Genomic DNA, 20218 nt, shown 5'->3' on the forward strand with positions numbered 1-20218 from the left:
CTATAGCGGTACTTTGTGGACTGGGGAAATTGCGTCTGATAGAACGTTTTTATCTCGAGCAATTTGAGCTTGAAATGCTGCTCTTTCATAAGCTTAAAACAAGACAAAATCCCGAACCAACAAAGTACCGATAGACTGCCGGAATCATTCTTGATTTTAAACAAAGGTTCGTGTCCTATTGAGAGGAGAGAGGTCACCTGGGAGTCGCTCTTCCGGGACAAGAGGAGAACTGCGGAGCATTGACAGCGTAAGGCCGCAGGGCCTGATCATACATATTGGTAATAATGCGTGCTATGCGACGCGTGCGCGTGAGCAGGCAAGTGCGAGTGATCTCGCCAACCACACCAGCATCGGCTGTCTCAGTTTCAGTGCTCATCATCGTGACCCCACTATAGTGTATATACAACATATTGTCAAGGTCTGGCACTGGCCTGCCCAGGGCTTTCCAATTCTAATAAACAGAACATTGACCAAGGAGGATAAGATCAAGAGCCTGATCAACATGGGCGTTCAAGTAGCGCATCTGGCGAGCAACATTGCGAACGCCAAGGCGATCCATCAGACTCAATACGGCGCTATTGAGCTGAGCAAGCAAACTGGGAACGGATCCTGTACGGGTTTGACAGCGATCTTCCCCCAAAGTGACATCTCGCCGATGATGCAGCCGATTTTCGATGGCCCAGTGGTCTCTGGCGAGTTGGAGCATGCGTTGGGGAGGAGCCTTGCTCATCGAGAGACTGCTGAGCCCATAGACCACTTCGTGGCGAAGCTTTCCCGTTTTCAGGATGCGCGTCGTTCGTTCGAGGCGAAAGACTTGCTCGATGCCTTCCCAGTCCTTGCGAAACCAATCGTTGAGATCAGGGCTAGAGAGAAGCTGGCGATGTTCCAATCGTCCATGTCCTTTGTCCCAGGTCTCTGCCTGCTTCCAGCGCCGCCGATCAGGGAAAGCGTCCTCAAACAAATCAGCAATATCCTCTTGGAGGGTGGGCTGATTGTCCTTGGCAATGAGGAGATAGTCTCCTCTCAAGCGATGGATCTGCGCACAGAGGTCGCGTTGCGTATGCAGAGCGTCGAGGGTCAAAATGCGTCCACTGACCCATGATGGCGCCAACAAGGGCTTGAGGGCACTGATCTCATTTTCCTTCTCCTGCACATTGCAATGCCAAAGCACGATGCCAGTCGCCACTTCATAGCAACTGAGTTGGTGAACCGGATGGACCTCGTTGCTCGTCGCCCGTAGAGCTTTGCCATCAACAGCGACATGAGCGTGATTGGTCTGTAGGCTTGGAATGAGGAGGCGACTGGATTGCTCCCCACATCGAGCCTGAGCTTCCCAACGGATGAAAAATGCCGAAAGAAGCTCGTCGAGATGCTTGCTGTCTACCATCGCCAGGACATTGCAATAGGTCATCTGGCATGGCATTTGCTGGCGACGAAGTCCAAAGCGCTGTGCCAAAGGCACGCCATGATGACGAATCCAATCGGTGGCTCCACTGAGTGTCTGTTGCCCTGCGAGCTTGGCGAGCACAATCAGAGAAAGGACCAGAGCCAATTCGTAGCGTTTTCCTTGTTTGCGTCTCTTGTCTGAGAGGGCTTGCAAGGTGTGGTACAGCGAAGCTGCGGGAACCATTTCTGGGGGATGTTTCGCTCGTGTTGAAAGCGTCAATGTGGTATAGTCCATGCAGAGTTTTCCTTGAGAGATGATTTGGTTTTCGTATTCTACAAGGAAAACTCTTCTTTTTCATCACCCTTTTGAGAATTGGAAAGCCCTGCTGGCCTGCCTCTGTTGCTTGCATGCGGGGTTCCCGGCACTTGAAGCGATGCCATCCTCACTCGCTACACATCTCGATGAGGTACAAAGAGACATGATACCTTTCTAAGTGGCGCATTCGCTAAATACGCATAACTTTGACCTGGAAAGAGAATGTGTGAGACTGACGAAGTGGCTGGTGACGACGACGACGTCCCCAGCCAAAGGGATGCTTGTGCGCATTCCAATAGGCTGTGGCGGCTTCAACGGCCCTCATCACCTCCTCCCACGTTTCAAAACGTCTTCCTTTTAAGGCAAGGGAGCGTAGGGTCTTCCACCAAGGTTCAATCAAATTGAGATAGGCGGCGCGACTGGGTTGATAGACAAATTCCCAACGAGAATGGTGGATCTGGAAGAGCAGCAAATCGCGGCAATGGTGCATATCCAGATTGTCCAGGACAGCGTAGATGCGCTCAATCGAGGCATCAAGCCAGTCATCTACCTCACAGAGAAAGTCGATAAAATGAAGCAAGCAACGACGTGGATAGCACTGGGTGAAACATTCTCCTGTCGCTTCTCGTAAGGCTCCATAGACATACCCCTTGGCACGACGGCCATAATCAATCTCTTGTTTGGCTCGCTGCGCGGGACGCACGTTGATATTGACCGCCTCTTGTCCTGGATAACTCTTTGCCGCAACTGGTCCCATTTCATCGATGTCTACAATCACACTGCCTAGCTGGGGTATCCTTTCTCAAGGCTTCAATAGCCCCCTTTTTTGGGCGAACTCGGGGTCGAGTCGCTCACCAAACCAGCTCTCTTGCTGCCGCCAACGCAAGCCTTCTTCGTGCAAAATTTCAAAGATGCGTGTCTTTTTCATTGCAATCCCGAACTGCTGTTGAATAGAGGTCGTGAGTCGGTCAAATGTCCAACAGTTGAATGCGAGCCCCAAGTTGGCGGGTCGGGTGAGAGCCACCTCAATGATCTTTGCACGATCCAGGTCGCTGTAGTGTCTTGGGGTCCCAGGGCGCCCGACATCCTCTAAACCAGGGAGTCCCATCAGCTCAAAGCGCTTCCACCATTTGCGAACGGTTGGCTCTGAGAGGTGCAATTGCTGCATAATCTGCGGGATCGTCTGTCCCTTCTGGGCCAGTTCAATGATCTTTGCCCGCTCCACCAAGCGAGCCGAAGCCGTACGTGAGTGGGCGAGTTTGCCAATCACCCGTTCTTCTTCAGCTGTTAAGGCACGCATTCGCAATGGTCCACGCATCTGATTTCTCCTTTCTGTGCTCGCTTCTCCTTTCTCTATTCTACAACTCTTTTAGCGAATGAGCCACTAAGTAGCATCACATGACTTTTACAGAAAGCCCCTGTGATTTATCCAGGGGATGAATGGCTCTTCCTTGTTTGGGGGTGGGTGGTGTTGGTTGATACGTTGGGTCATTCCATGCGAGATAGGCATCAATCGCCCTCCTCACAATTTCAGATTCATCAGGTATAGCAACAAGAGAGCCCTCCTCTTGCTTCGGAGAGGGAAGTGTCTGGGAAGGATCTTCAACCGTTTCTCCACGAGAGCATGCAGCAGATAGTCGACCTGGTTCCTCTGCGATACGCGCTCTGGATGAATGATCGACTTGTTTGTTTGTTGGACCCTGCTCTCTCATTTCATCTTCACGTATCTCAATTATTTCTTTTTTAATGAAAGATGATAATTGAGATGATTGAATTCAGCGCACGCGCGCGCACGTGTATGTGTAGGGGTCTCACGAGTCTGCGTTTGTGCGCCGCGAAGGTCGACAGTTTCTTGCGCCAAAGGTCGACATTCTTGCACCGAAGTCGATGGTTTGGGTTGAGGTTGACCATCTTCTTCGACTACCGATGTGCTCACAATAGGTCGACAGTTTGTTTCAAACGTCGACGATTCAGGAGACGCTCGGCGTTCTTCCGCAAGAGTCGACGTTTTCTCAGCACATCCTCCGTTCTCTCTACGAGTCGATGTATCAGGTTGAGGTCGACGTTTTCCTTCTGGAGTCGACTCATCACATTGAGGTTGACGTTCCTCTTCCACGCCTCTGGACCGTCTTCGAGAACATCGACGTTTGCGCGTCATCGGTATTCGATCATTGAGCATCCCATCATTGCGTGTGTTCATCTGCGTTCTGGGTGGCGAGGAGACGGGCTCGGTCTCATCAGACGATTGTGATGAGACCGATTGCACCGGGCGAGTAAACTCCTCCCAGACAATCACGGACATCGATGCTCTCACCGCAGGGGTGAGACGCATCCCAAAGGACTGCATCATCGCCGCCAGACGCTCGACCGTACGCCACACCTGCTCTTCTTTGTCGGATGAATCACCATGCCTCTGCGTCATCTGAGAAGAACGATCGCGTGTTCCGTGATCGTGTTGCCCCTGCTGCAGAGGTGGGACAAGACGGAGATGAACTGGACGGGATTTCACGTCTCCTGCTTCCTTTCCATCGTGAGTGTCTTCTGGGCCAGAGGTCTCCATACATGCCGAGGCGCGTTGCAGCGCACGCGAACGTCTGACGCTTTTGCGTCGTCCCGCTAGCTGCTGCACCTGTTCGACGCAAACTGGCAGACAGGGCGTCGAGGTCAGTGGGAAATAATAACGTGTCCCCATCCCTTTGGGCTGTTTCACTTTGAGCAGGAGGCCTGCAGCTTGTAACACCGAAAGGTATTTTGCGGTGCTATCATAGCACCAGGGCCAGGCAGGTGAGAGTGAGGTACAGAACGCGCGAAGGCTCTGGATCGTGAGCACAGCAACTGGCTGAGGAGGTTCATGAGGGAGAAGTGGGATCTGTTCGATGCGCGCCACACGAAGCCAGTGGACCAGAAACTCCTGCCCATTGAGACAGCGCCGGTCCTGTGGAAACCCAAACACCTGTTGCACCTGCTCAAGCAATGCAACAGGAACCACATGGAGAGTATGCTGTGCCTCCACCTGCTTCTCATGCTCCCCTTCTCTGGCTGGAGGAGTGTGGTGAACAGGTTCAGGAGCAGGCGAGGATAGCAGGAGACTCTTTTTGCTGATCATGTTGTTCTGAAAAGGGTCTTTTTGGGGAAGCACAGTTTTGCAGAAAAACTTCACGAATAGTAGAAAACAGGTATAAGGCAGAAGCGATCCAAGATGGTAGGCTTCTGCCTTCGTCTCTCATTATATTCACCAGCATATATGTTGGTAAAACGGTCATTTCATCTCTGCCGTCCCCTCCTCGGTGGGAAACCCTTGCTTGCTCCACTCATTGAAGCCGCCTGCCATACTCACCACATTGGTGTAGCCCATCGACTGGAGTGTCTGAGCCGCCAGCATCGAGCGCCCACCAGAGGCACACGCTACAATGATGTGAGCATCCCGCTTCGTCGTGAGTTCTGGTTTGGCGTAAGGCGTTGTTGGGTCGGCATACCATTCTAGCATGCCGCGTGGGGCTAGTACTGCCCCTGGAATATGTCCTTTCTCCCACTCAACGGGTTCCCTGACATCAAGCAGCAGACCAATTTGTCCCTGATCCAACTTCTCTCTCGCCTGTGCGACGGTGAGTTCTGGGATGGTTTTGCGGGCTTCGGCAACAATCTGAATTGCACTCTTCCCCTGTTCGCTGTTCGGTGTTGACATGGTTCTTTTCCTTTCTTCTCGGTATGATAATTAGCGAGCGTTCATTGAATCGAGGCATTCCTCCCCCCGCATGAATGCGGGGGGAGGAATGCCGAGTCCTTTTCAGGCGCATGGGTGGCGAGGTTCCTTCTCCTTTCCGGTTTTCCTACATTGTTTGAGAAGAAGAATGTAGACGCTACGAACAGGTCAGCACAAAGGCACTCCTCTGCATAGCACGAGAAACTGTTTGTGATGCATGGTTACCTGCATCAGTCGCGCCTGTTCAGCATGCCAGGATCGGCATGGGGCCAAAGCCCTACTCGCTCGTTCAACCTGCGAGTACCCTTTCCTGGTGGGGCGACTCTCTACGGAGAGTGGCGGTTGGTTGAACCGCTCGTCACCCGTCCCAACGACCTTCAGGCTTGTCCTGCTGGTGAATGCGTCCACCCCTGGTCCCCTGGGGAGAGGGAGGTGAGGTGCAAGCCCCTGGGTTTACCCATGGGGTCTGGTGACTGAAGAATAAGGAGAAAGCTCGAGATGTTTTTTCAGAGTAACTCCCCTTCATTGAAACCCAATCCCATCCCCCCTGCCTGCGTCTCGCGGTCAATAGTAAGCGTGCAATGCCTAGCCCATCCTACGGCAATACAGGCATCCTGACCGGTTCGGATATGGACAGTGGTTTGTGCCATGATACATCCTCCTCTCTTGCGCCAATGTTGCTCCTTAGTGGATGGACAATTCCTCATTGGTTCTGCAGGATCCTTGATCTCGCTTTTGCATTGCTTTCGTCTTCCTAAGCATAAGGAAAATGAGGAGAAATGTCACCATTAGAAAGAATGGAAAAAAGCGGTAGACAAGCCCAGCAAAAAAAGAGTAGAATGTTTGTGTTCGTGATAATACGTAATAATTGTGTATAAGTCTCCTTATCATCTGGGAACAGGCTTATGAAAGGAAAGGCGACGTCGCCTGATCTCCTGAACGAACGCGAACAAGAGATTTTGAAGCGACTATCAACCGGATTATCAGATCAGCAGATTGCCGACGAGCTCTTTCTGAGTCCAAATACCATTAAATGGTACAACCGCCAGATTTACAACAAACTGGGGGTCAAAAGCCGTACTCAAGCTATCGCGTGCGTGAAAGACCTCGGTTTGCTCGAGAGCAGGGTCTCGACGTCGCCGCATCCGGTATCCAGGTCCAATCTTCCCCCACAGACCCTCCTCTTTATCGGGCGCAGCCGTGAAATTGCTGAAGTAAAGCAACTGCTGGGCACATCCCGTCTGCTAACTCTCACTGGCACCGGAGGAACTGGCAAAACGCAGCTAGCGTTGCGGGTGGCGGCAGAGGAAGCTTCAGCATACGCTGATGGTGTCTGCTTCGTCGACCTTACTCCCCTCTCAGATTACACTCTGGTGACAAAAGCCATCGCCTCCGTGCTTGGTGTAGTTGAACGTCCTATGGAACCCCTACCAGATACCCTGAAACGGGCGCTCGCCCAACGAGAGCTGTTGCTGCTGATTGACAACTTTGAGCATGTGATCAAGGCAGCTCCACTGGTATCCAAGTTACTGGCAGCTTCTTCACGCCTGAAAATCCTCGTCACCAGCCGGGAGCCATTGCGCATCGCCGGGGAGCAGGAATACCTCGTCCCGCCGCTCTCACTACCTCTCGCTGAGGCACCTTCCGTTGAGAGCCTCACCAAATCCGAAGCAGGTCTGCTCTTCCTTAGACGTGCACAGATGACACTGCCCCGCTTTACGCTGAGTGAAGTTACAGCCCCGGTGATTGGGCGAATCTGTATCCGTCTTGATGGGTTACCGCTAGCTATCGAACTGGCTGCGGCGCGTTGTAAACTGTTCACGCCGCAGGCGTTGCTGGAGCGGTTGGAAGGAACGAGGGATAGCTCGCCTTTGCGTCTGCTCGCAGGTGGTTCACGTGACACCCCGCCGCGACAGCGAACCCTGCGCGACTCCATTGAATGGAGCTATAACCTGCTTGATGAGGATGAGAAACATCTGTTGGCGCGACTAGCAGTTTTTCGTGGGGGCTGCTCGCTGGAAGCCATCGAGGGCATTTGTGGTGAAGGTCTATCCATTGATGTATTAGACGGGCTGGCATCCCTGGTGGATAAACATCTCGTGCAGCAGAAAGAGATGCCAGACAGTGAACCACATTTTGTCATGTTGGAAATGATCCAGGAGTACGCACGTGAGCGACTGAAAACAAGCGGTGAAGAGGAAACAACGCGGAGACGGCACGCCGAGTATTTTGTTGAGCTGGCAGAACGTGCCGAGCCAGAGTTGCGGCTGGCAGGGTACGATTATTGGTCTGGGCGGCTCGAATTGGACATGGAGAATATCCGTGCGGCGCTCTCCTGGTCCTTGAGCAGTGGAGATGTGGCGCTGGGCATACGATTAGCGGGTGCTCTCTGCCTGTTCTGGTACGGTGATGGGTATCATGTTGAAGGGCGCCGATGGACCCAACAACTCTTAGAGCGGCTTGATGAAGTATCTTTGGTGTATCATCCCAAGTTCCTGCTCAGCGCTGGACATCTAGCCTTTCTCTACGATCTCGATGCCGGAAAGCCCCTGTTTAGGAGAGCGCTTGAGATTTCCCGTGATTTAGGGGATCGGCTCCAGATGGCCTGGGCACTTGCTTTGCTGGGCTACACGATGTTGCGAGAGCGATCTGCAGCCATGCCTCTCGTTGAGGAAAGTCTAGCATTGTTCCGCGAACTTTCTCATCAGCCAGGGATGGCGCAGGCGCTGAACATCATGGGGGAAATAGCGCGTTTCAGTGGGGATGATGACCTTGCCAGGCATGCTTATGAGGAATGCCTTGCAGTATCCCAGCAAACGGGAGAAACACGCCGGATCGTCTTTATGTACAATAACCTCACCTACATCGCCCTACATGAAGGTGAGGCTGGGCGCGCCAGAGACCTGGGACGCCAGGGGCTACAGTTAGCACGCGCAATCAACAATAGGCTCCAAATAGCAACGGATCTGGCGCTCCTCGCAGGGGCCGTTGGTACGTTGGGCCAGCCGCAGCAAGCCGCACGTTTGCTCGGCGCTTCAGAAAGAACCCTGGAGAGATTGGGGGCCTTCCACCAACCGAATGACAAACGGGAGATAGATGGCATAATCGCCGCTGTGCGCGCCCAACTCGATGAGGAGACCTTCCAGGCTACCTGGGCCCAGGGACGCGAGCTGACACTAGAACAAGCCGTGGCCCAGGCGCTTGATGAGTAAGACGTCCAAATTTCAGGCGATTCTTAGTGGTCTTTGACGAAGCAGAACATGAGGTCAATTTCCTGAAATTGCTTAAATGATTGCAAAATCTCTTAATAGGTAGATGTGAAGCATAGTTTGGAACTCCCCACGGGATACGCAACGAGCTAGAAGCAAACGAGCAATAAAGGGAGAACGAGTGGCTGCTGTAACACGCCGTTATCTGTCCAGGTTTGGGAAGAATGTATACTGGCTCTAGAAAAGGAGATTGACCATTTTGTATGCATATCTCTCGGTAACAAAAGGAGAGCAAGAGGAGCAGAAAAATGTTCAAAGCGTTTCTTCCTCTGCAAATTCAGACCGGTGGAGCCAGCCTTCACGTGCTGAAAGGAGGAGCAGGTGAACCGCTTTTGCTGCTGCATGGCTACCCACAAACGCATGTCATGTGGCATAGAATCGCGCCTCGCCTCACCGAGTCATTTACCGTTATCCTTGCTGACCTACGTGGGTATGGCGATAGCTCCAAGCCCAAGGGGGAACCTGATCACTCGAATTACTCAAAACGCGTGATGGCTCAGGATATGATTGAAGTGATGAGTCAACTTGGCTACGAGTCGTTTCACGTGATTGGACATGATCGAGGAGCACGTGTCCTTCATCGCATGCTCCTCGATCATGGGAAGCGCATCAAAAAAGCCGCCATTATCGATATGGTACCCACATACGAAACATACGCAACTGTTGATAAAGCATTTGCAACGGCCTTTTATCATTGGTTCTTTCTCATCCAGCCTGCTGAACTCCCTGAGCGTTTGATTGCAGGGCAGGCGGAATACTTTCTCCACAACACACTGAAGAGTCTATCCAGGGATATCTCCGTATTTACACCGGAAGCTCTGGCCGAATACGTGCGCTGCTTCAGCGATCCGGCAACTATCCACGGCATATGTGAGGACTATCGTGCCTCCGCCAGCATTGATTTACTGCATGATGAAGCGGATTTGCAGCAAAAAGTTCAGTGCCCGTTGCTCGTCTTGTGGGGAACAAACGGCTTTCTCGGACGCCACTATGATATCCTGGCAATCTGGCGCGAACGTGCAGAAATGGTCCAGGGATATGGTATCCCATCAGGACACTTTCTTGCAGAAGAAGCCCCTGAAGAAACCTATCATGCACTTCAGCTCTTCTTCTCTCAGGGTTGATTGAGGAAACACAGGAACCTTGCGAAAATTACTACGGATACTCATAGGGCTTTCATGATACTTCCTGCTGGTCGTCCCAGAGAAGGCGGGAAGCTCAGATAGGGAGGGAGGCTCCAAGGCAGATCTTACGTTAAGAAAAGCACTCTTGTGTAGCTACCTCATTGAGGAGAAACCTATGAAAGCAAAATTACTGCATGATCAGGGAGGGAAGACCTATATCCTCGTCTTCGACCAAGATGATGAGTTCATAGCAACCCTACTCCAATTTGCGACGCAAAATGGCCTGGCTGCTGCTCACTTTACCGCCATCGGTGGTTTCAGCGATGCGATACTGGGTTATTTCGAGCCTGAAAAGAAGTCATATAAGAAGATTTCCCTCGATGAGCAGGTCGAGGTGCTTGCCCTCACAGGTGACATTACCTTGAAGGAGGATGGTACACCTCAGATCCATGCCCACGTTGTCGTTGGCGACTCTCATGGACTGGCGCATGGTGGTCACATCATGGAGGCTCATGTAAGGCCAACTTTGGAGTTTCTCCTCGAAGAGTCGCCAGCACATTGGTATCGCCGTCACGATCCAGAATCCGGGTTAGCCCTCATCGCACTCTAGCACTCAGCTCCCCAAACGCGGTATGGTGCACAGAGATGGTCTCATTTGCAGGTGACTTGCATCATGAAATGAGCTTTGATGATCAACGTTCTAGTACAGCTTTTACATCCGTTTCGGGCTAGATAAACTGGAGCACGGTCAGAATGAAATCCTTCCAGAGGAGAGAACAACATGAATCATTTAGAAGGGAAAGTTGCCCTGATTACTGGTGGTAATAGCGGTATTGGCTTGGCCACGGCAAAAGAGTTTCATGCCCAGGGGGCAAAGGTCGCCATCACCGGTCGTGACAAAAAAGCCCTTGAGCAGGTGAGGGCAGAACTGGGGGAGCGTATTTTGGCTATCCCCACAGACGTTACCAGGATCAGTGATATTGAGCATGCCGTCACTACCGCACAGGCGACCTTTGGCAAGTTGGATGTCCTTTTCGCAAATGCAGGTATCGCTCGGATGGAGCCAATCGAACAGGTTACGGAAGAGTCTTTTGACACTATCATGGATATCAATTTGAAAGGTGCTTTTTTCACCATTCAGAAAGCGCTGCCCTATCTCAATGAGGGGGCTTCGATCATTCTCAATGGCTCGGTCAATGGACATGTTGGTTTCCCTGGTGTTTCCGTGTATTCAGCCAGTAAAGCCGCAATCCATTCATTGGCCAGAACCCTGTCTTCTGAGTTGAGCGATCGCAAGATTCGCGTCAATGCCATCACCATTGGACCGATAAGCACACCATTTTTTGACAAACTTGGGGCATCTGCGCAAGAAATTCAAGGATTTTCGCAGCTATTGCAGCAGCGTTTACTGCTCAAGCGCTTTGGCAATCCTGAAGAAATAGCGAAGGTCGCGCTGTTTCTGGCCACGATGGATTCATCGTTTATCGTAGGAACGGAGTTGGTTGCGGATGGAGGGCTCCTGGTGAATACAATCTAATACCACATAGAGAAGAAGGAGAAAAGCAATGACTGACTACATCAACAAACGCGCAGTCGTCAACGGAGTGAAGCTGCACTACATTCTGGCTGGTCAAGGACCTGTGGTGCTCAGCATACACGGTTGGGCTCAGAACCACCGGGCCTACTTGCCAGTGATCGAGAAACTCGCAGGCCACTACCGCTTTATCGCCCCCGACCTCAGGGGGTTCGCTGACAGCGACAAACCCTACTCGGGTTACGAGCCGAAGACGATCGCTCAGGATCTGGTAGAGCTTCTCGCGGTCGAAGGCATCGAGACGTTTCACATCCTGAGCCATGATCTCGGTGGCCCGCCGGCAGTCGCGCTGGCCTACATGGCAGGTGATCGGGCTTTGTCGCTGTCAACGATCGAGACGCCTTTCTTTGGGCTCAATTACCCTGGCTATGTCGACCCGCGCGTGTCGTACTGGCATCATAACATGCATATGAATATGGACATCGCGACCTTCCTCATTGAGGGGCGTGAGGATAGATATCTGCGTCACTTCTTCCGCGATTTTGCGTACATTCCCAACGCGATTCCGGAGGAAGAGGTTGAACGCTACGTCATGCAGATGCGCCAGCCGGGCAATCTGCGCGCCAGCCTCAACTATTATGGCTACATCCCGCAGATGGCAGAGCAGACGGCAGAACTGACACGGGAGAAGCTGAAAGTCCCGATGCTTGCCTGGGGTGGAGTGGGGTTTTTCGGGTCGCACTGCATCGACAGTGCCAAGGCGATCTCCCTCAGCGCTCAAGGCGGCGTGATCGAAGAATGCGGTCACTGGGTCTTTGATGAAAAGACCGACTTCATTTGCCAGCAGCTCGAAACCTTCTGGCAGCGCAATAGGACCGCGCCCAACCCGATGGAGATGGCGCGAGCATTGCATAGAAAAGGTTCTTGATCAATCAAAGTGGGGCGAGCGCATCCGTTGTGGTTCTTTCGCCAAAGGAACGCCGCGAGGTAGGTGGACGCTTTATCAGCACCTTTGTGCGTGCCCGTAAGCCTGCACAATAAGTGTCTGCCCTATCAGGAAGGTGGAGAAAGATTCCACAACGTTTCTTTCTCCACCTTCCCCTTCTCTCCACTATTCTCTTTTCTACCATATTTCATTCTATCAATCTATACATCCTATGCTCATCCTGCCCGCTACTTTGCGGCTGAATAGTCCGTAAGCAAATGACAAAAACGAACCTGTTCATTGCGCGGTGAGGTGGGGATCACATAGCGGATCTCCACCTCATCCATCGTGACGACCATGCGGTCGACGAGCAATTCTACCAACTGCCGTTTCTGCTCAAAGGTGGCCTGAGAGAGGCCACAACGAATACGCTGACAAAATTCGTTGATTGAACAAGTGATGCTGGCTCATTCCATGTGCTGCTGGACACTCGCTTCAATCTGGCTTGTTTGCGCCTCCACCGCTGCCAGCCGCTGTTCCACGTCCTGCCGCCGCCGTTTGTATTCTCCCAGAGGAAATGCATCGGCCCGGTAGGCCTCAGTCAGCCGTTCCAATTGCCCGCACAGGGTGTTACGCGCTGTGCGGACCTGTGTCCGGCGAGCTTGAAGCTCTTGCGGAAGCCACGCCCCCGCTTGTGCTCGCTGCAACGCCTGTTCAATGACGACTGGGTGCTGCAGCACCTCACAGAGGTCCTGCCAGACCAATGTATCCAACTGCCCAGCAGGAATATAACGAGAATGGCAGCATTCCTCTCGTCGAGAATGGATAGGTCCCTGCTTTCCTCGGCAGACATAAGAGGTGATCAAGCAATTTCTCAGATCCAAAGAAGGCAAGCGTTTGCATTTGGAGCGCCTGCCTGGCTACGCGCCTGATCTCAATCTGCAGGAGCAGGTCTGGAATTTGCTCAAACGGCGCGAATTGAAAAATCTTTGTTTCCGGGATCTTGCTCATTTAGGCCAAGAACTGGTGCGCGCGAAAGAACGCCTTCGCCATCGGAGAGAGAGCCTTCAACGCTGTTTTACTCACGCGTTAGGAGCAGAAGAGAAAGAGGTGCAGAGATGAATCTTCCCCTCCTTTTTTGCTTCGTCATCGGAGCTCGCAGATGTAGGATATGGCTGGCTTGCCGTTGAGCGTTAACTCACCGACGGCGACGAATCCGTTGTGTTCAAGCACCTTGCGCGAGGCCGGATTGTCTAACGTGACCCTCGCGCGCAGCTTGGTGAGTCCGTACTCTGTGGCAGCGAGCTCGCGCACCTTGCGCACCGCCGCTGTGGCCAGTCCCTGCCCCGCGGCCTTCTGCGCGATCCGGTATCCCAGTTCCGCCGACCCGCCTGCCACTTCGGCCAGGTTCACCCGCCCCACCACCTCGCCGCCCTCGGCCACCAGCAGGTGGAAGTAATCCGTCCCGGTGGCCTGCCGCGCGAGCAGTTGCGCATGCCGCATGTCGAACTCAGTAAAGAACTCATCCCCCGATCCGGTATCACCGCCGCGAAGTAGGCTCGATTCTCCCGCTCGAACGCAAGCAGGGCAGGCGCGTGGTCGAGGCGGACCACAAGCAAATGCTGTGGCCAAGATAGCTTCTGAAGCCGTTTCGCACTCTACCAACTGTGTGCTGCTGCAATCTCGTTGCGCAACCCGTGGGTTCAGCGCGTTCAAGTACATACCCAATTAGGGGGAAGTATGTTCCGCTATAATTGAAATATAGAGGTTATCTAAACTTCTCCGGGATAGCACCATGCGTCCCGTTTCATGTTCCTTATACGACCACACGAAAGGAGCAGATATGTCCCATCTTTTACATTACATACGACGAACCATTATGTTCGCTCGTCAAAATCATAGTCAGCTGCACATACGGCGAATCATTATATTTGCTCGTCAACATTATAGTCAACTGCGCATACGGCGAACCATCATGTTTGCTCGTCAACATCATAGTCAACTGCATGGAATGCTCCTCATCGTTGCTCTCCTGGCCAGCATGATCCTGCTTGCCCACTCCCTCGCTATCTCCCATCAAACGGCAACGTACCATACACGCTCGTTACATCCATCTATCGGCTACCCGCATGGTGCTAGCTTCCCTGCTGCCGTTCCGCATAACTCGACCCCCCAGGTCGCCTACCCGCATGGCGCTAGTTCCCCCGCTGCCGTTCCGCATAACTCGACCCCCCAGGTCGCCTACCCGCATGGCGCTAGCTCTCCCGCTGCCGTTCCGCATAACTCGACCCCCCAGGTCGCCTACCCGTATGGCGCTAGCCACCTCGATATGGCCTATCCTGGGCGGACTCGCTCCTATCATCGTCTATCCTGGCTACAGCCCATCCATCGTCTATCCTGGCTACAACTCATCCATCGTCTATCCATATGGCGGCCCTTCCGCAGACATCGCCTATTCTGACTACAGCCCATCCATCATGTATTCAAACGGCTAAAGACTCCTCCCTACAACCAGCGCAACACACGTGGCTCAGCTCAGTGAGAACAAAGGAGGCCGATGATGTATCATCGGCCTCCTTTGTTCTCACTGCCCACGGGATGCGCAACGAGATGATAATGATTAATAAAGGTGATCTCTCATCCGCATTTTCTTCATGTGCCACCATCATCCCTCGCCTGCCTCTCCTTTAGCCAGCGCACTAAATCCTCCTGTGAGACCCGTATGGCACGCCCAAACCGTTGGACGGGTAAGTTCTCCTTTCCAATTAATTCGTAGACTTTGGTTCGCCCCAGGTTCAGAGCCTTGGCGACTTGGGGAATCGTTAAAAGTAATTGAAGAGATGGCATAGCATCATGCTGTTCCATAACTGCTCCTTCTCATAATTCATATCATTTACAATGGCTACAAGAAATTCACAGTGAGAGCACCTACACCCCGCGTCAGTGTTTATGCTTGAGCTTAGGCCTTTTTGTAGAGGCTCTAAAAATTGAGATAAACACATGATTTCTTGTGCTTTCTGCATATATGACATACCTATGCTGTCCAGCAAAGTGCTACTTTCGCCCTTAGAGGGAAACGTCTTCTCTCACCTGTTCAGGCACAACAACAGCTGAGTGAGGATACCAATCCAGCCATGCAAGAATCTGCTGCTGGTTGCGCAAATGCCAGACCTGTCCAAACGTTGGCTTCTCTCTAATTTCAATCACCCGTCGACGGCTTCGAGGAGCCAGACGGACACCGATGCTGTAGTGATCAGTATCAATACGCTTGCCCAGTGCGCGTACCCATTGCACCAGGGGACGTGGTAAATCGGTGAGGAGTTCCTGCTCTTCTTCTGCAGGAAGCCGCTGAGACTCCGCCCAGACTAGATAGGTCTGGATCTCATACATCACCTGAGCATCACTGGGGTCATAGGGGGCAGAAAGCACTTCGTCGACCGCCGCCTGACGATACTGCTCGTAGTCCTGAGGGGTAAAGAATTCTCCATCAAGATCCACAAAGAGATAACCAGAGCGCTCCAGGCCTTGTGCGCCGCCTGCTGCCCAGAACTCTTGCAACCATCCCACTTCGATAATCACCTCATGAGGAAGCGGGCGTTTTCCCTCATCTGGGGTGGCTGAACCCTCGCGCGCTGTGACTTCAAGCACCCACTCCAGATGGTTATAGGACAACCCACCATTCAGCATCCACCCTGCCCAGGCCACCATTTCGGCGGGAGGCTCTTCCTGCTCCTCCACATACTCACGGTATTTCTTGATCACCCATCCTCCCCCGAGTCTGGCCGCACGACGTCCGGGATCAGGGAACCAGGTGCGCACCAGAGCGTCCACCGCCGCCACATGAAGCCACTCCGGATGCTCACGCATACGCTTGAGGTAGACGCCAACGTTTTCACTCGTCTGGTTAAAGCGCTGTGAGTAATCCAGAGCCAGTGCCTCAAGCATCTCATGGGTCGCTGGTTCATACACGCGCTTCATTGCAGCCACCTGATCCCGAAGGGAGAGAACAGGACTATCACCCTCATCCTCTGTGGTCACAAGAGAGACATTCTCTTGCGCTGGAGAAAATAGGGTGGAGGAACGCTCATCAATGACCTCTCTCCGGGTACAGGTGGCAGATGATCGACCTTGCTGCTCTTCGGTACGCACCAAACCGTCGACCTGTTTTTTTATAAGACCATGTTCTCTCAATTCATCTTCACTTTTTTCATGTATTTCTTTTTTTTGTAATTGATTGTTATTGAGAGAAGACGACCAGCACATGAGCCAGGTGTTCCCCTGGACACGCTGGCTTGCCATCGCGAGCGGCATGCTCCACAAACGCTATGCACGCACCCCTCAGACGCCGTCATTTCCTGATCGTGTTGTCTCCTACCAGACCAAAGCATCCGTCCCGCGGAAACGAGGAAAAGGGAAGCCCAAAGAGAAGTGGGTCACGCATTCGCGCACGTACACCACCGTCTCCTACGGCCTCTCAGAGACGGCTCCTCGCCCTGCTGCGGCCGAAGCCCCAGAACCCACAAGCACGAACAAACGCAAGAACTGGCTGGTCCAGGCCCAACCCGAAGATCTGCTCTATGAGCAGCGGATCATCGACACCTTTACCCGGAGCTACCCAACGCGCAAAGATGGCACCCGGCGGGAGGGAGAGGTCACAGTCAAGCATCCTGACCCCAAGTGGGTCCCACTGCTGCGCCCCGCCCTGCGCAAACGGCAGGTGATCAAAAAAGCAGTTGCCAGAGCCTATGAAGAGAACACGGTGCCTCCAGAGCAGGAAACGCCACCTGCGAACCCGCCAATGCCATCAGAGCCCTTCACAAAAGAAAGGAACAACCCATCATGCTAGTTCTACGGCGCAAGGAAGGGGAGAAAATTCTCCTCGCTGGCAATATTCTCTTAGAAGTGCTCGAGGTACATGAGGGAAGGGTAAAACTCGGGATCACGGCCCCTCCCGAGGTCGACATTGTACGCGAGGAAATAGTGCGACGTGATAACCATTCTCAACTCCCCTTTTTCAAGGGAGCATCAAATGTGAGCTAGATCCACTCTCTACGCTTCTTTCCCACTCTAAATTGCGCTATTGTCCCCATGCGTTTGGGCTTCCGTCCTGGCTGGAGAGCGCCCAGATGAGCCCGGTACGAGAACTGCGGCAGTTTGCGCAAGGGATTGAGCGGGGGCGTGCCGCTTCTACTGCGGCACGCCCCCGACCAGAAAGCAATGAGCGAAACGAAGGCTACGTGACCAAATTGAAACTTATCAAGCGTGAAATGTATGGCCAAACCACGTTTGACGTACTCCACTCATGAAGAAATTTAGATTGAGCACAATCCTATTGACAACAACACAATTTGGGGGTAATCTTTTTTCACACGTTGACCATTGTATGTTGACATTTGTGAAAAAGGCTGTTCTCGACAGGAATAGTTATGGGAACTCTTGCTCAGGAGAGAACGTCTTTCACCTCCGTTGCGCATGGCAATCCCTCTCTTCAAAGAGAGGAAGACGGTACTTGCCGTAGAGCGCATGCAAAGACGCAGAATACCATCTGTTGAAGAATGATGGCGTGGTGAACGTCCAGCCAGGTTGGAACAGATCGTTTCATTGAGCGAGCACGTCTGCTCCTTTTGCCCAAGGGACTGAGCAAGGGGGAAAGAAGAGAAGTCATGCTATGTGCCCAGATACTACATTAGTGAGCGCTCTGCTCACATCACGTCCTCAACATACGTCTCTATTGGAGGCACTTCCCCGTACCTCATGTGTCGTCGATGACACTGAGACGGTTGTGGATGCCAATACGAGCGCACAAGCCGTGACCGGGGAATACGAAATGCCAGCTCGCTTGTTTCTCGATTAGAGCAGATCATTTCTCTAGACCTCTTGAGTTCAGAGCAGGTACGCATCTTCGCCACCAGGGATTGGGACACGTGAAAGGGATATTAACTGCACTATGTTGAAGAGCAAGCAAACCAGGCGTGTTCCTCCTGTATCAGGTGACACACTGATCGAGGCTATTCCCCAGTTGGTCTGGACGGCACGACCCGACGGCTGGCACGAGTATGTGAACCAGCGTTGGTGTAACTACACCGGGCTCACCCTTGAGCAGGTGCAAAGCGTATGGGCTCATTTCCAGTTCATCCATCCTGATGATCAGGAAGGGAACCGAATGCATTGGGAGTATGCCCTGGAGACGGGAGCCATGTTTGAGCACGAAGAGCGTCTCAAACAGTGCCCGACGGGAGAGTATCGCTGGTTCTTAACTCGTGCCATGCCAATGCGCGATGAAACAGGTCAGATCGTTACGTTGTTTGGCACCTGCACCGATATCGACGAGCAGAAGCGGATCGAAGAAACCTTGCGCCCGGCTCTGGAGCGCGCAGACACCTTGATGAAATCCAAGATTATCGGGATCTTTGTCACAGAAGGCGAGCAGATTGTGGATGCGAACGATACCTTTCTGCACATGACCAGCTATACGCGAGAAGACCTGCGCGCGGGGTGCATGAACGTGTTGCAGATGACCCCTCCAGACTATATGGCTCGGACCCGGCAGGCTCGTCAAGAACTGGACACCCAGGAGTCGATGACGCCCTATGAAAAAGAGTATCTCTGTCAAGATGGCCGTCGCCTGCCGGTGCTCGTGTGCGGAGTCGTCTTCCAGCATTCTCCACGCCAGGTGATCCACTCTGTGCTGGATAATTCGGCGCGCAAAGAACTGGAACAACACAAGGATGACTTTCTCAATATCGTTAGCCATGAACTGGGGACTCCGCTCACTGCGGTCAAGCTGCAGACCCACCTGGTGCGAAAACACCTTGAAAAGCACTCCCAGCATGAGGCGGCCACCGAGCTTTCCAGGGTGGAGGGGCCCGTCAAGCAACTGGAACGCCTGATCGCAGAGTTACTGGATGTCTCCAAGATCCAGGCAGGGAGATTGGAGTACGTCTGGAAGCGTGTGGATCTCGACGAGCTGCTGCGGGAGGTCACCGACACCATGCAACATACAAGTCCCAGTCATACCATTGTGGTCCATGGGAGCGTGCAGACCAGCCTGATTGGGGATCGAGACCGGCTGGGACAGGTCTTCAGCAACTTGCTCAGCAATGCCATGAAGTATTCTCCCGATGCAAAGACCGTCGAGGTGGAGCTCTCCTCCTCCGAAGAGGCGGTCACGATCTTGGTGCGAGATCATGGCCTGGGCATCCCTCGAGAGCAGTGCGACAAGATTTTTGAGCGCTTCTATCGGGCCGATGTTGCCAGGCTGCGAGCGATCCCCGGGCTGGGCATGGGGCTCTCTATTGTGGCTGAGATCGTCAAGGGCCATGGGGGAACCATCGTGGTAGACAGCGACGTTGGAAAAGGATCAACCTTTACCGTCACCCTTCCCAGGAGGAGGGAGGCCTGAGTGTGGAAAGCACGCCACGCACGTCATCTGAGCCCGTGAGATCTGTGTTTGGGCACGGATGGTGCTCCTGCTTGCTGTGGACGCCTTCGCGTGTTTCGTGCCGCCCGAGAAAAAATCCCCCTATGGCGCGGCGGAGCCGGTAGACCCCTCCGGTTCAGCAAGCGGTCTGAAGCATGAGCTTCTGGGACGGGAGCGACCCACGACGGCAACCATCCCCAGTGAAGCCTCCTACCACTCAACCGGAGTAAGGCGCATATTCTGTTCCAAACTCTTTTTCCAAGAGAAAAGTCGCTTTTTGAGAAAGTGGGGAAAAACATGTAACCACAGCCTCTACTCACCCGTATCACAGTAGAACATGTGTTCTCACTCACGAGAACCGCAGTGCATAAGAAGGCAGAGCAGGGTAGATGTTGAGTCGCTCCATCCTTCCTGCTCTGCTGGCACTGCACGTGCAACAGATTGAGCCTGGCTCTCTGTCTGCACCTCACGAGAAGACAACATGTAGCCTGTGTAGACTGGTGCGTGGTTCCCAACTTCTATGGGAGGCAAGCGCCTGAGC

23 protein-coding genes and 1 pseudogene are annotated in these 20218 nt (G+C 53.1%); 13 read left to right on the top strand and 11 right to left on the bottom strand.

What is annotated here, in order from left to right; translation table 11 throughout:
• Positions 1–193 precede the first annotated feature (193 nt).
• The 6 genes from JMJ04_RS23685 to JMJ04_RS23710 all read right to left on the bottom strand — a co-directional run bounded on the left by JMJ04_RS23685 (position 194) and on the right by JMJ04_RS23710 (position 5387).
• A complete protein-coding gene (locus JMJ04_RS23685; protein ID WP_201372902.1) occupies positions 194–379 on the bottom strand; it encodes a hypothetical protein in 186 nt (61 codons plus the stop codon).
• 72 nt (positions 380–451) lie between these two features.
• Entirely contained in the window at positions 452–1681 is a 1230-nt protein-coding gene (locus JMJ04_RS23690; RefSeq protein WP_201372409.1) for an ISAs1 family transposase, read from the bottom strand.
• 211 nt (positions 1682–1892) lie between these two features.
• Complete coding sequence (locus JMJ04_RS23695; RefSeq protein WP_201372903.1) at positions 1893–2480, bottom strand: transposase; 588 nt, start codon at positions 2478–2480, stop codon at positions 1893–1895.
• A 24-nt stretch (positions 2481–2504) separates the two neighbouring features.
• Positions 2505–3020, bottom strand: coding sequence for a helix-turn-helix domain-containing protein (locus JMJ04_RS23700; protein ID WP_201372904.1), 516 nt, complete (start codon positions 3018–3020; stop codon positions 2505–2507).
• Between the two features lie 414 nt (positions 3021–3434).
• Positions 3435–4715 (bottom strand): hypothetical protein, encoded by a 1281-nt coding sequence (locus JMJ04_RS23705; protein ID WP_201372905.1) that lies wholly within the window; start codon positions 4713–4715, stop codon positions 3435–3437.
• 246 nt (positions 4716–4961) lie between these two features.
• Entirely contained in the window at positions 4962–5387 is a 426-nt protein-coding gene (locus JMJ04_RS23710; protein WP_201372906.1) for a rhodanese-like domain-containing protein, read from the bottom strand.
• Between the two features lie 235 nt (positions 5388–5622).
• Here JMJ04_RS23710 and JMJ04_RS23715 point away from each other — a divergent pair, with 235 nt between their 5' ends.
• The gene (locus JMJ04_RS23715; RefSeq protein WP_201372907.1) at positions 5623–5841 is read left to right on the top strand and encodes a hypothetical protein; all 219 of its coding nucleotides are present in this window, start codon (positions 5623–5625) and stop codon (positions 5839–5841) included.
• 70 nt (positions 5842–5911) lie between these two features.
• Here JMJ04_RS23715 and JMJ04_RS23720 read toward each other — a convergent pair whose 3' ends face one another.
• Positions 5912–6055 (bottom strand): hypothetical protein, encoded by a 144-nt coding sequence (locus JMJ04_RS23720; RefSeq protein WP_201372908.1) that lies wholly within the window; start codon positions 6053–6055, stop codon positions 5912–5914.
• Positions 6056–6310: 255 nt separating this feature from the next.
• On the opposite strand from JMJ04_RS23720, the gene JMJ04_RS23725 reads away from it, so the two are divergent.
• The 5 genes from JMJ04_RS23725 to JMJ04_RS23745 all read left to right on the top strand — a co-directional run bounded on the left by JMJ04_RS23725 (position 6311) and on the right by JMJ04_RS23745 (position 12260).
• Positions 6311–8617, top strand: coding sequence for a LuxR C-terminal-related transcriptional regulator (locus JMJ04_RS23725; protein WP_201372909.1), 2307 nt, complete (start codon positions 6311–6313; stop codon positions 8615–8617).
• A 305-nt stretch (positions 8618–8922) separates the two neighbouring features.
• Complete coding sequence (locus tag JMJ04_RS23730) at positions 8923–9798, top strand: alpha/beta fold hydrolase (protein WP_201372910.1); 876 nt, start codon at positions 8923–8925, stop codon at positions 9796–9798.
• A 175-nt stretch (positions 9799–9973) separates the two neighbouring features.
• Positions 9974–10408: a PPC domain-containing DNA-binding protein gene (locus JMJ04_RS23735; protein ID WP_201372911.1), complete on the top strand. Its 435-nt coding sequence runs from the start codon at positions 9974–9976 to the stop codon at positions 10406–10408.
• A 171-nt stretch (positions 10409–10579) separates the two neighbouring features.
• A complete protein-coding gene (locus JMJ04_RS23740; protein ID WP_201372912.1) occupies positions 10580–11335 on the top strand; it encodes an SDR family oxidoreductase in 756 nt (251 codons plus the stop codon).
• Positions 11336–11363: 28 nt separating this feature from the next.
• On the top strand, positions 11364–12260 hold the full coding sequence (locus JMJ04_RS23745) for an alpha/beta fold hydrolase (RefSeq protein ID WP_201372913.1): 897 nt from the start codon (positions 11364–11366) through the stop codon (positions 12258–12260).
• A 464-nt stretch (positions 12261–12724) separates the two neighbouring features.
• Here JMJ04_RS23745 and JMJ04_RS46815 read toward each other — a convergent pair whose 3' ends face one another.
• Complete coding sequence (locus JMJ04_RS46815; RefSeq protein ID WP_236038345.1) at positions 12725–12997, bottom strand: hypothetical protein; 273 nt, start codon at positions 12995–12997, stop codon at positions 12725–12727.
• A 118-nt stretch (positions 12998–13115) separates the two neighbouring features.
• Here JMJ04_RS46815 and JMJ04_RS23755 point away from each other — a divergent pair, with 118 nt between their 5' ends.
• Positions 13116–13379, top strand: a complete 264-nt coding sequence (locus JMJ04_RS23755) for a transposase (protein WP_236038346.1) — start codon at positions 13116–13118, stop codon at positions 13377–13379.
• A 24-nt stretch (positions 13380–13403) separates the two neighbouring features.
• Here JMJ04_RS23755 and JMJ04_RS23760 read toward each other — a convergent pair.
• Positions 13404–13876, bottom strand: a pseudogene (locus JMJ04_RS23760) (GNAT family N-acetyltransferase).
• A 224-nt stretch (positions 13877–14100) separates the two neighbouring features.
• Here JMJ04_RS23760 and JMJ04_RS23765 point away from each other — a divergent pair.
• Positions 14101–14718 carry a hypothetical protein gene (locus JMJ04_RS23765; protein ID WP_201372914.1) on the top strand — a complete coding sequence of 206 codons (618 nt, stop codon included), beginning with the start codon at positions 14101–14103 and terminating at the stop codon, positions 14716–14718.
• A 191-nt stretch (positions 14719–14909) separates the two neighbouring features.
• On the opposite strand, the gene JMJ04_RS23770 is transcribed toward JMJ04_RS23765, so the two are convergent.
• On the bottom strand, positions 14910–15122 hold the full coding sequence (locus tag JMJ04_RS23770; protein ID WP_201372915.1) for a helix-turn-helix domain-containing protein: 213 nt from the start codon (positions 15120–15122) through the stop codon (positions 14910–14912).
• A gap of 201 nt (positions 15123–15323) precedes the next feature.
• Positions 15324–16409 carry a hypothetical protein gene (locus JMJ04_RS23775; protein WP_236038349.1) on the bottom strand — a complete coding sequence of 362 codons (1086 nt, stop codon included), beginning with the start codon at positions 16407–16409 and terminating at the stop codon, positions 15324–15326.
• 109 nt (positions 16410–16518) lie between these two features.
• Between JMJ04_RS23775 and JMJ04_RS23780 the strand changes: the two genes are divergently transcribed.
• The 5 genes from JMJ04_RS23780 to JMJ04_RS23800 all read left to right on the top strand — a co-directional run bounded on the left by JMJ04_RS23780 (position 16519) and on the right by JMJ04_RS23800 (position 19659).
• Entirely contained in the window at positions 16519–17103 is a 585-nt protein-coding gene (locus tag JMJ04_RS23780) for a hypothetical protein (RefSeq protein WP_236038351.1), read from the top strand.
• On the top strand, positions 17097–17297 hold the full coding sequence (locus JMJ04_RS23785) for a carbon storage regulator (protein WP_201372916.1): 201 nt from the start codon (positions 17097–17099) through the stop codon (positions 17295–17297). The genes JMJ04_RS23780 and JMJ04_RS23785 overlap by 7 nt, the downstream gene beginning before the upstream one ends.
• Positions 17298–17383: 86 nt before the next feature.
• Positions 17384–17563 (top strand): transposase, encoded by a 180-nt coding sequence (locus JMJ04_RS23790; RefSeq protein WP_201372917.1) that lies wholly within the window; start codon positions 17384–17386, stop codon positions 17561–17563.
• Positions 17564–17925: 362 nt separating this feature from the next.
• Positions 17926–18111, top strand: coding sequence for a hypothetical protein (locus tag JMJ04_RS23795; protein ID WP_236038353.1), 186 nt, complete (start codon positions 17926–17928; stop codon positions 18109–18111).
• A 93-nt stretch (positions 18112–18204) separates the two neighbouring features.
• On the top strand, positions 18205–19659 hold the full coding sequence (locus tag JMJ04_RS23800) for an ATP-binding protein (protein WP_201372918.1): 1455 nt from the start codon (positions 18205–18207) through the stop codon (positions 19657–19659).
• Positions 19660–20218 lie beyond the last annotated feature (559 nt).

Origin of the sequence: Ktedonobacter robiniae (genome assembly GCF_016587375.1) — a bacterium.
GTDB classification, from domain to species: domain Bacteria; phylum Chloroflexota; class Ktedonobacteria; order Ktedonobacterales; family Ktedonobacteraceae; genus Ktedonobacter; species Ktedonobacter robiniae.

Bases quoted from the DNA above. Each gene is read 5' to 3' on its own strand.
- JMJ04_RS23685 (WP_201372902.1), bottom strand. From the start codon at position 379: ATGATGAGCACTGAAACTGAGACAGCCGATGCTGGTGTGGTTGGCGAG.
- JMJ04_RS23690 (WP_201372409.1), bottom strand. From the start codon at position 1,681: ATGGACTATACCACATTGACGCTTTCAACACGAGCGAAACATCCCCCA.
- JMJ04_RS23700 (WP_201372904.1), bottom strand. From the start codon at position 3,020: ATGCGTGGACCATTGCGAATGCGTGCCTTAACAGCTGAAGAAGAACGG.
- JMJ04_RS23710 (WP_201372906.1), bottom strand. From the start codon at position 5,387: ATGTCAACACCGAACAGCGAACAGGGGAAGAGTGCAATTCAGATTGTT.
- JMJ04_RS23715 (WP_201372907.1), top strand. From the start codon at position 5,623: ATGGTTACCTGCATCAGTCGCGCCTGTTCAGCATGCCAGGATCGGCAT.
- JMJ04_RS23720 (WP_201372908.1), bottom strand. From the start codon at position 6,055: ATGGCACAAACCACTGTCCATATCCGAACCGGTCAGGATGCCTGTATT.
- JMJ04_RS23725 (WP_201372909.1), top strand. From the start codon at position 6,311: ATGAAAGGAAAGGCGACGTCGCCTGATCTCCTGAACGAACGCGAACAA.
- JMJ04_RS23730 (WP_201372910.1), top strand. From the start codon at position 8,923: ATGTTCAAAGCGTTTCTTCCTCTGCAAATTCAGACCGGTGGAGCCAGC.
- JMJ04_RS23735 (WP_201372911.1), top strand. From the start codon at position 9,974: ATGAAAGCAAAATTACTGCATGATCAGGGAGGGAAGACCTATATCCTC.
- JMJ04_RS23740 (WP_201372912.1), top strand. From the start codon at position 10,580: ATGAATCATTTAGAAGGGAAAGTTGCCCTGATTACTGGTGGTAATAGC.
- JMJ04_RS23745 (WP_201372913.1), top strand. From the start codon at position 11,364: ATGACTGACTACATCAACAAACGCGCAGTCGTCAACGGAGTGAAGCTG.
- JMJ04_RS23765 (WP_201372914.1), top strand. From the start codon at position 14,101: ATGTCCCATCTTTTACATTACATACGACGAACCATTATGTTCGCTCGT.
- JMJ04_RS23770 (WP_201372915.1), bottom strand. From the start codon at position 15,122: ATGGAACAGCATGATGCTATGCCATCTCTTCAATTACTTTTAACGATT.
- JMJ04_RS23780 (WP_236038351.1), top strand. From the start codon at position 16,519: ATGAGCCAGGTGTTCCCCTGGACACGCTGGCTTGCCATCGCGAGCGGC.
- JMJ04_RS23785 (WP_201372916.1), top strand. From the start codon at position 17,097: ATGCTAGTTCTACGGCGCAAGGAAGGGGAGAAAATTCTCCTCGCTGGC.
- JMJ04_RS23790 (WP_201372917.1), top strand. From the start codon at position 17,384: ATGAGCCCGGTACGAGAACTGCGGCAGTTTGCGCAAGGGATTGAGCGG.
- JMJ04_RS23795 (WP_236038353.1), top strand. From the start codon at position 17,926: ATGTGCCCAGATACTACATTAGTGAGCGCTCTGCTCACATCACGTCCT.
- JMJ04_RS23800 (WP_201372918.1), top strand. From the start codon at position 18,205: ATGTTGAAGAGCAAGCAAACCAGGCGTGTTCCTCCTGTATCAGGTGAC.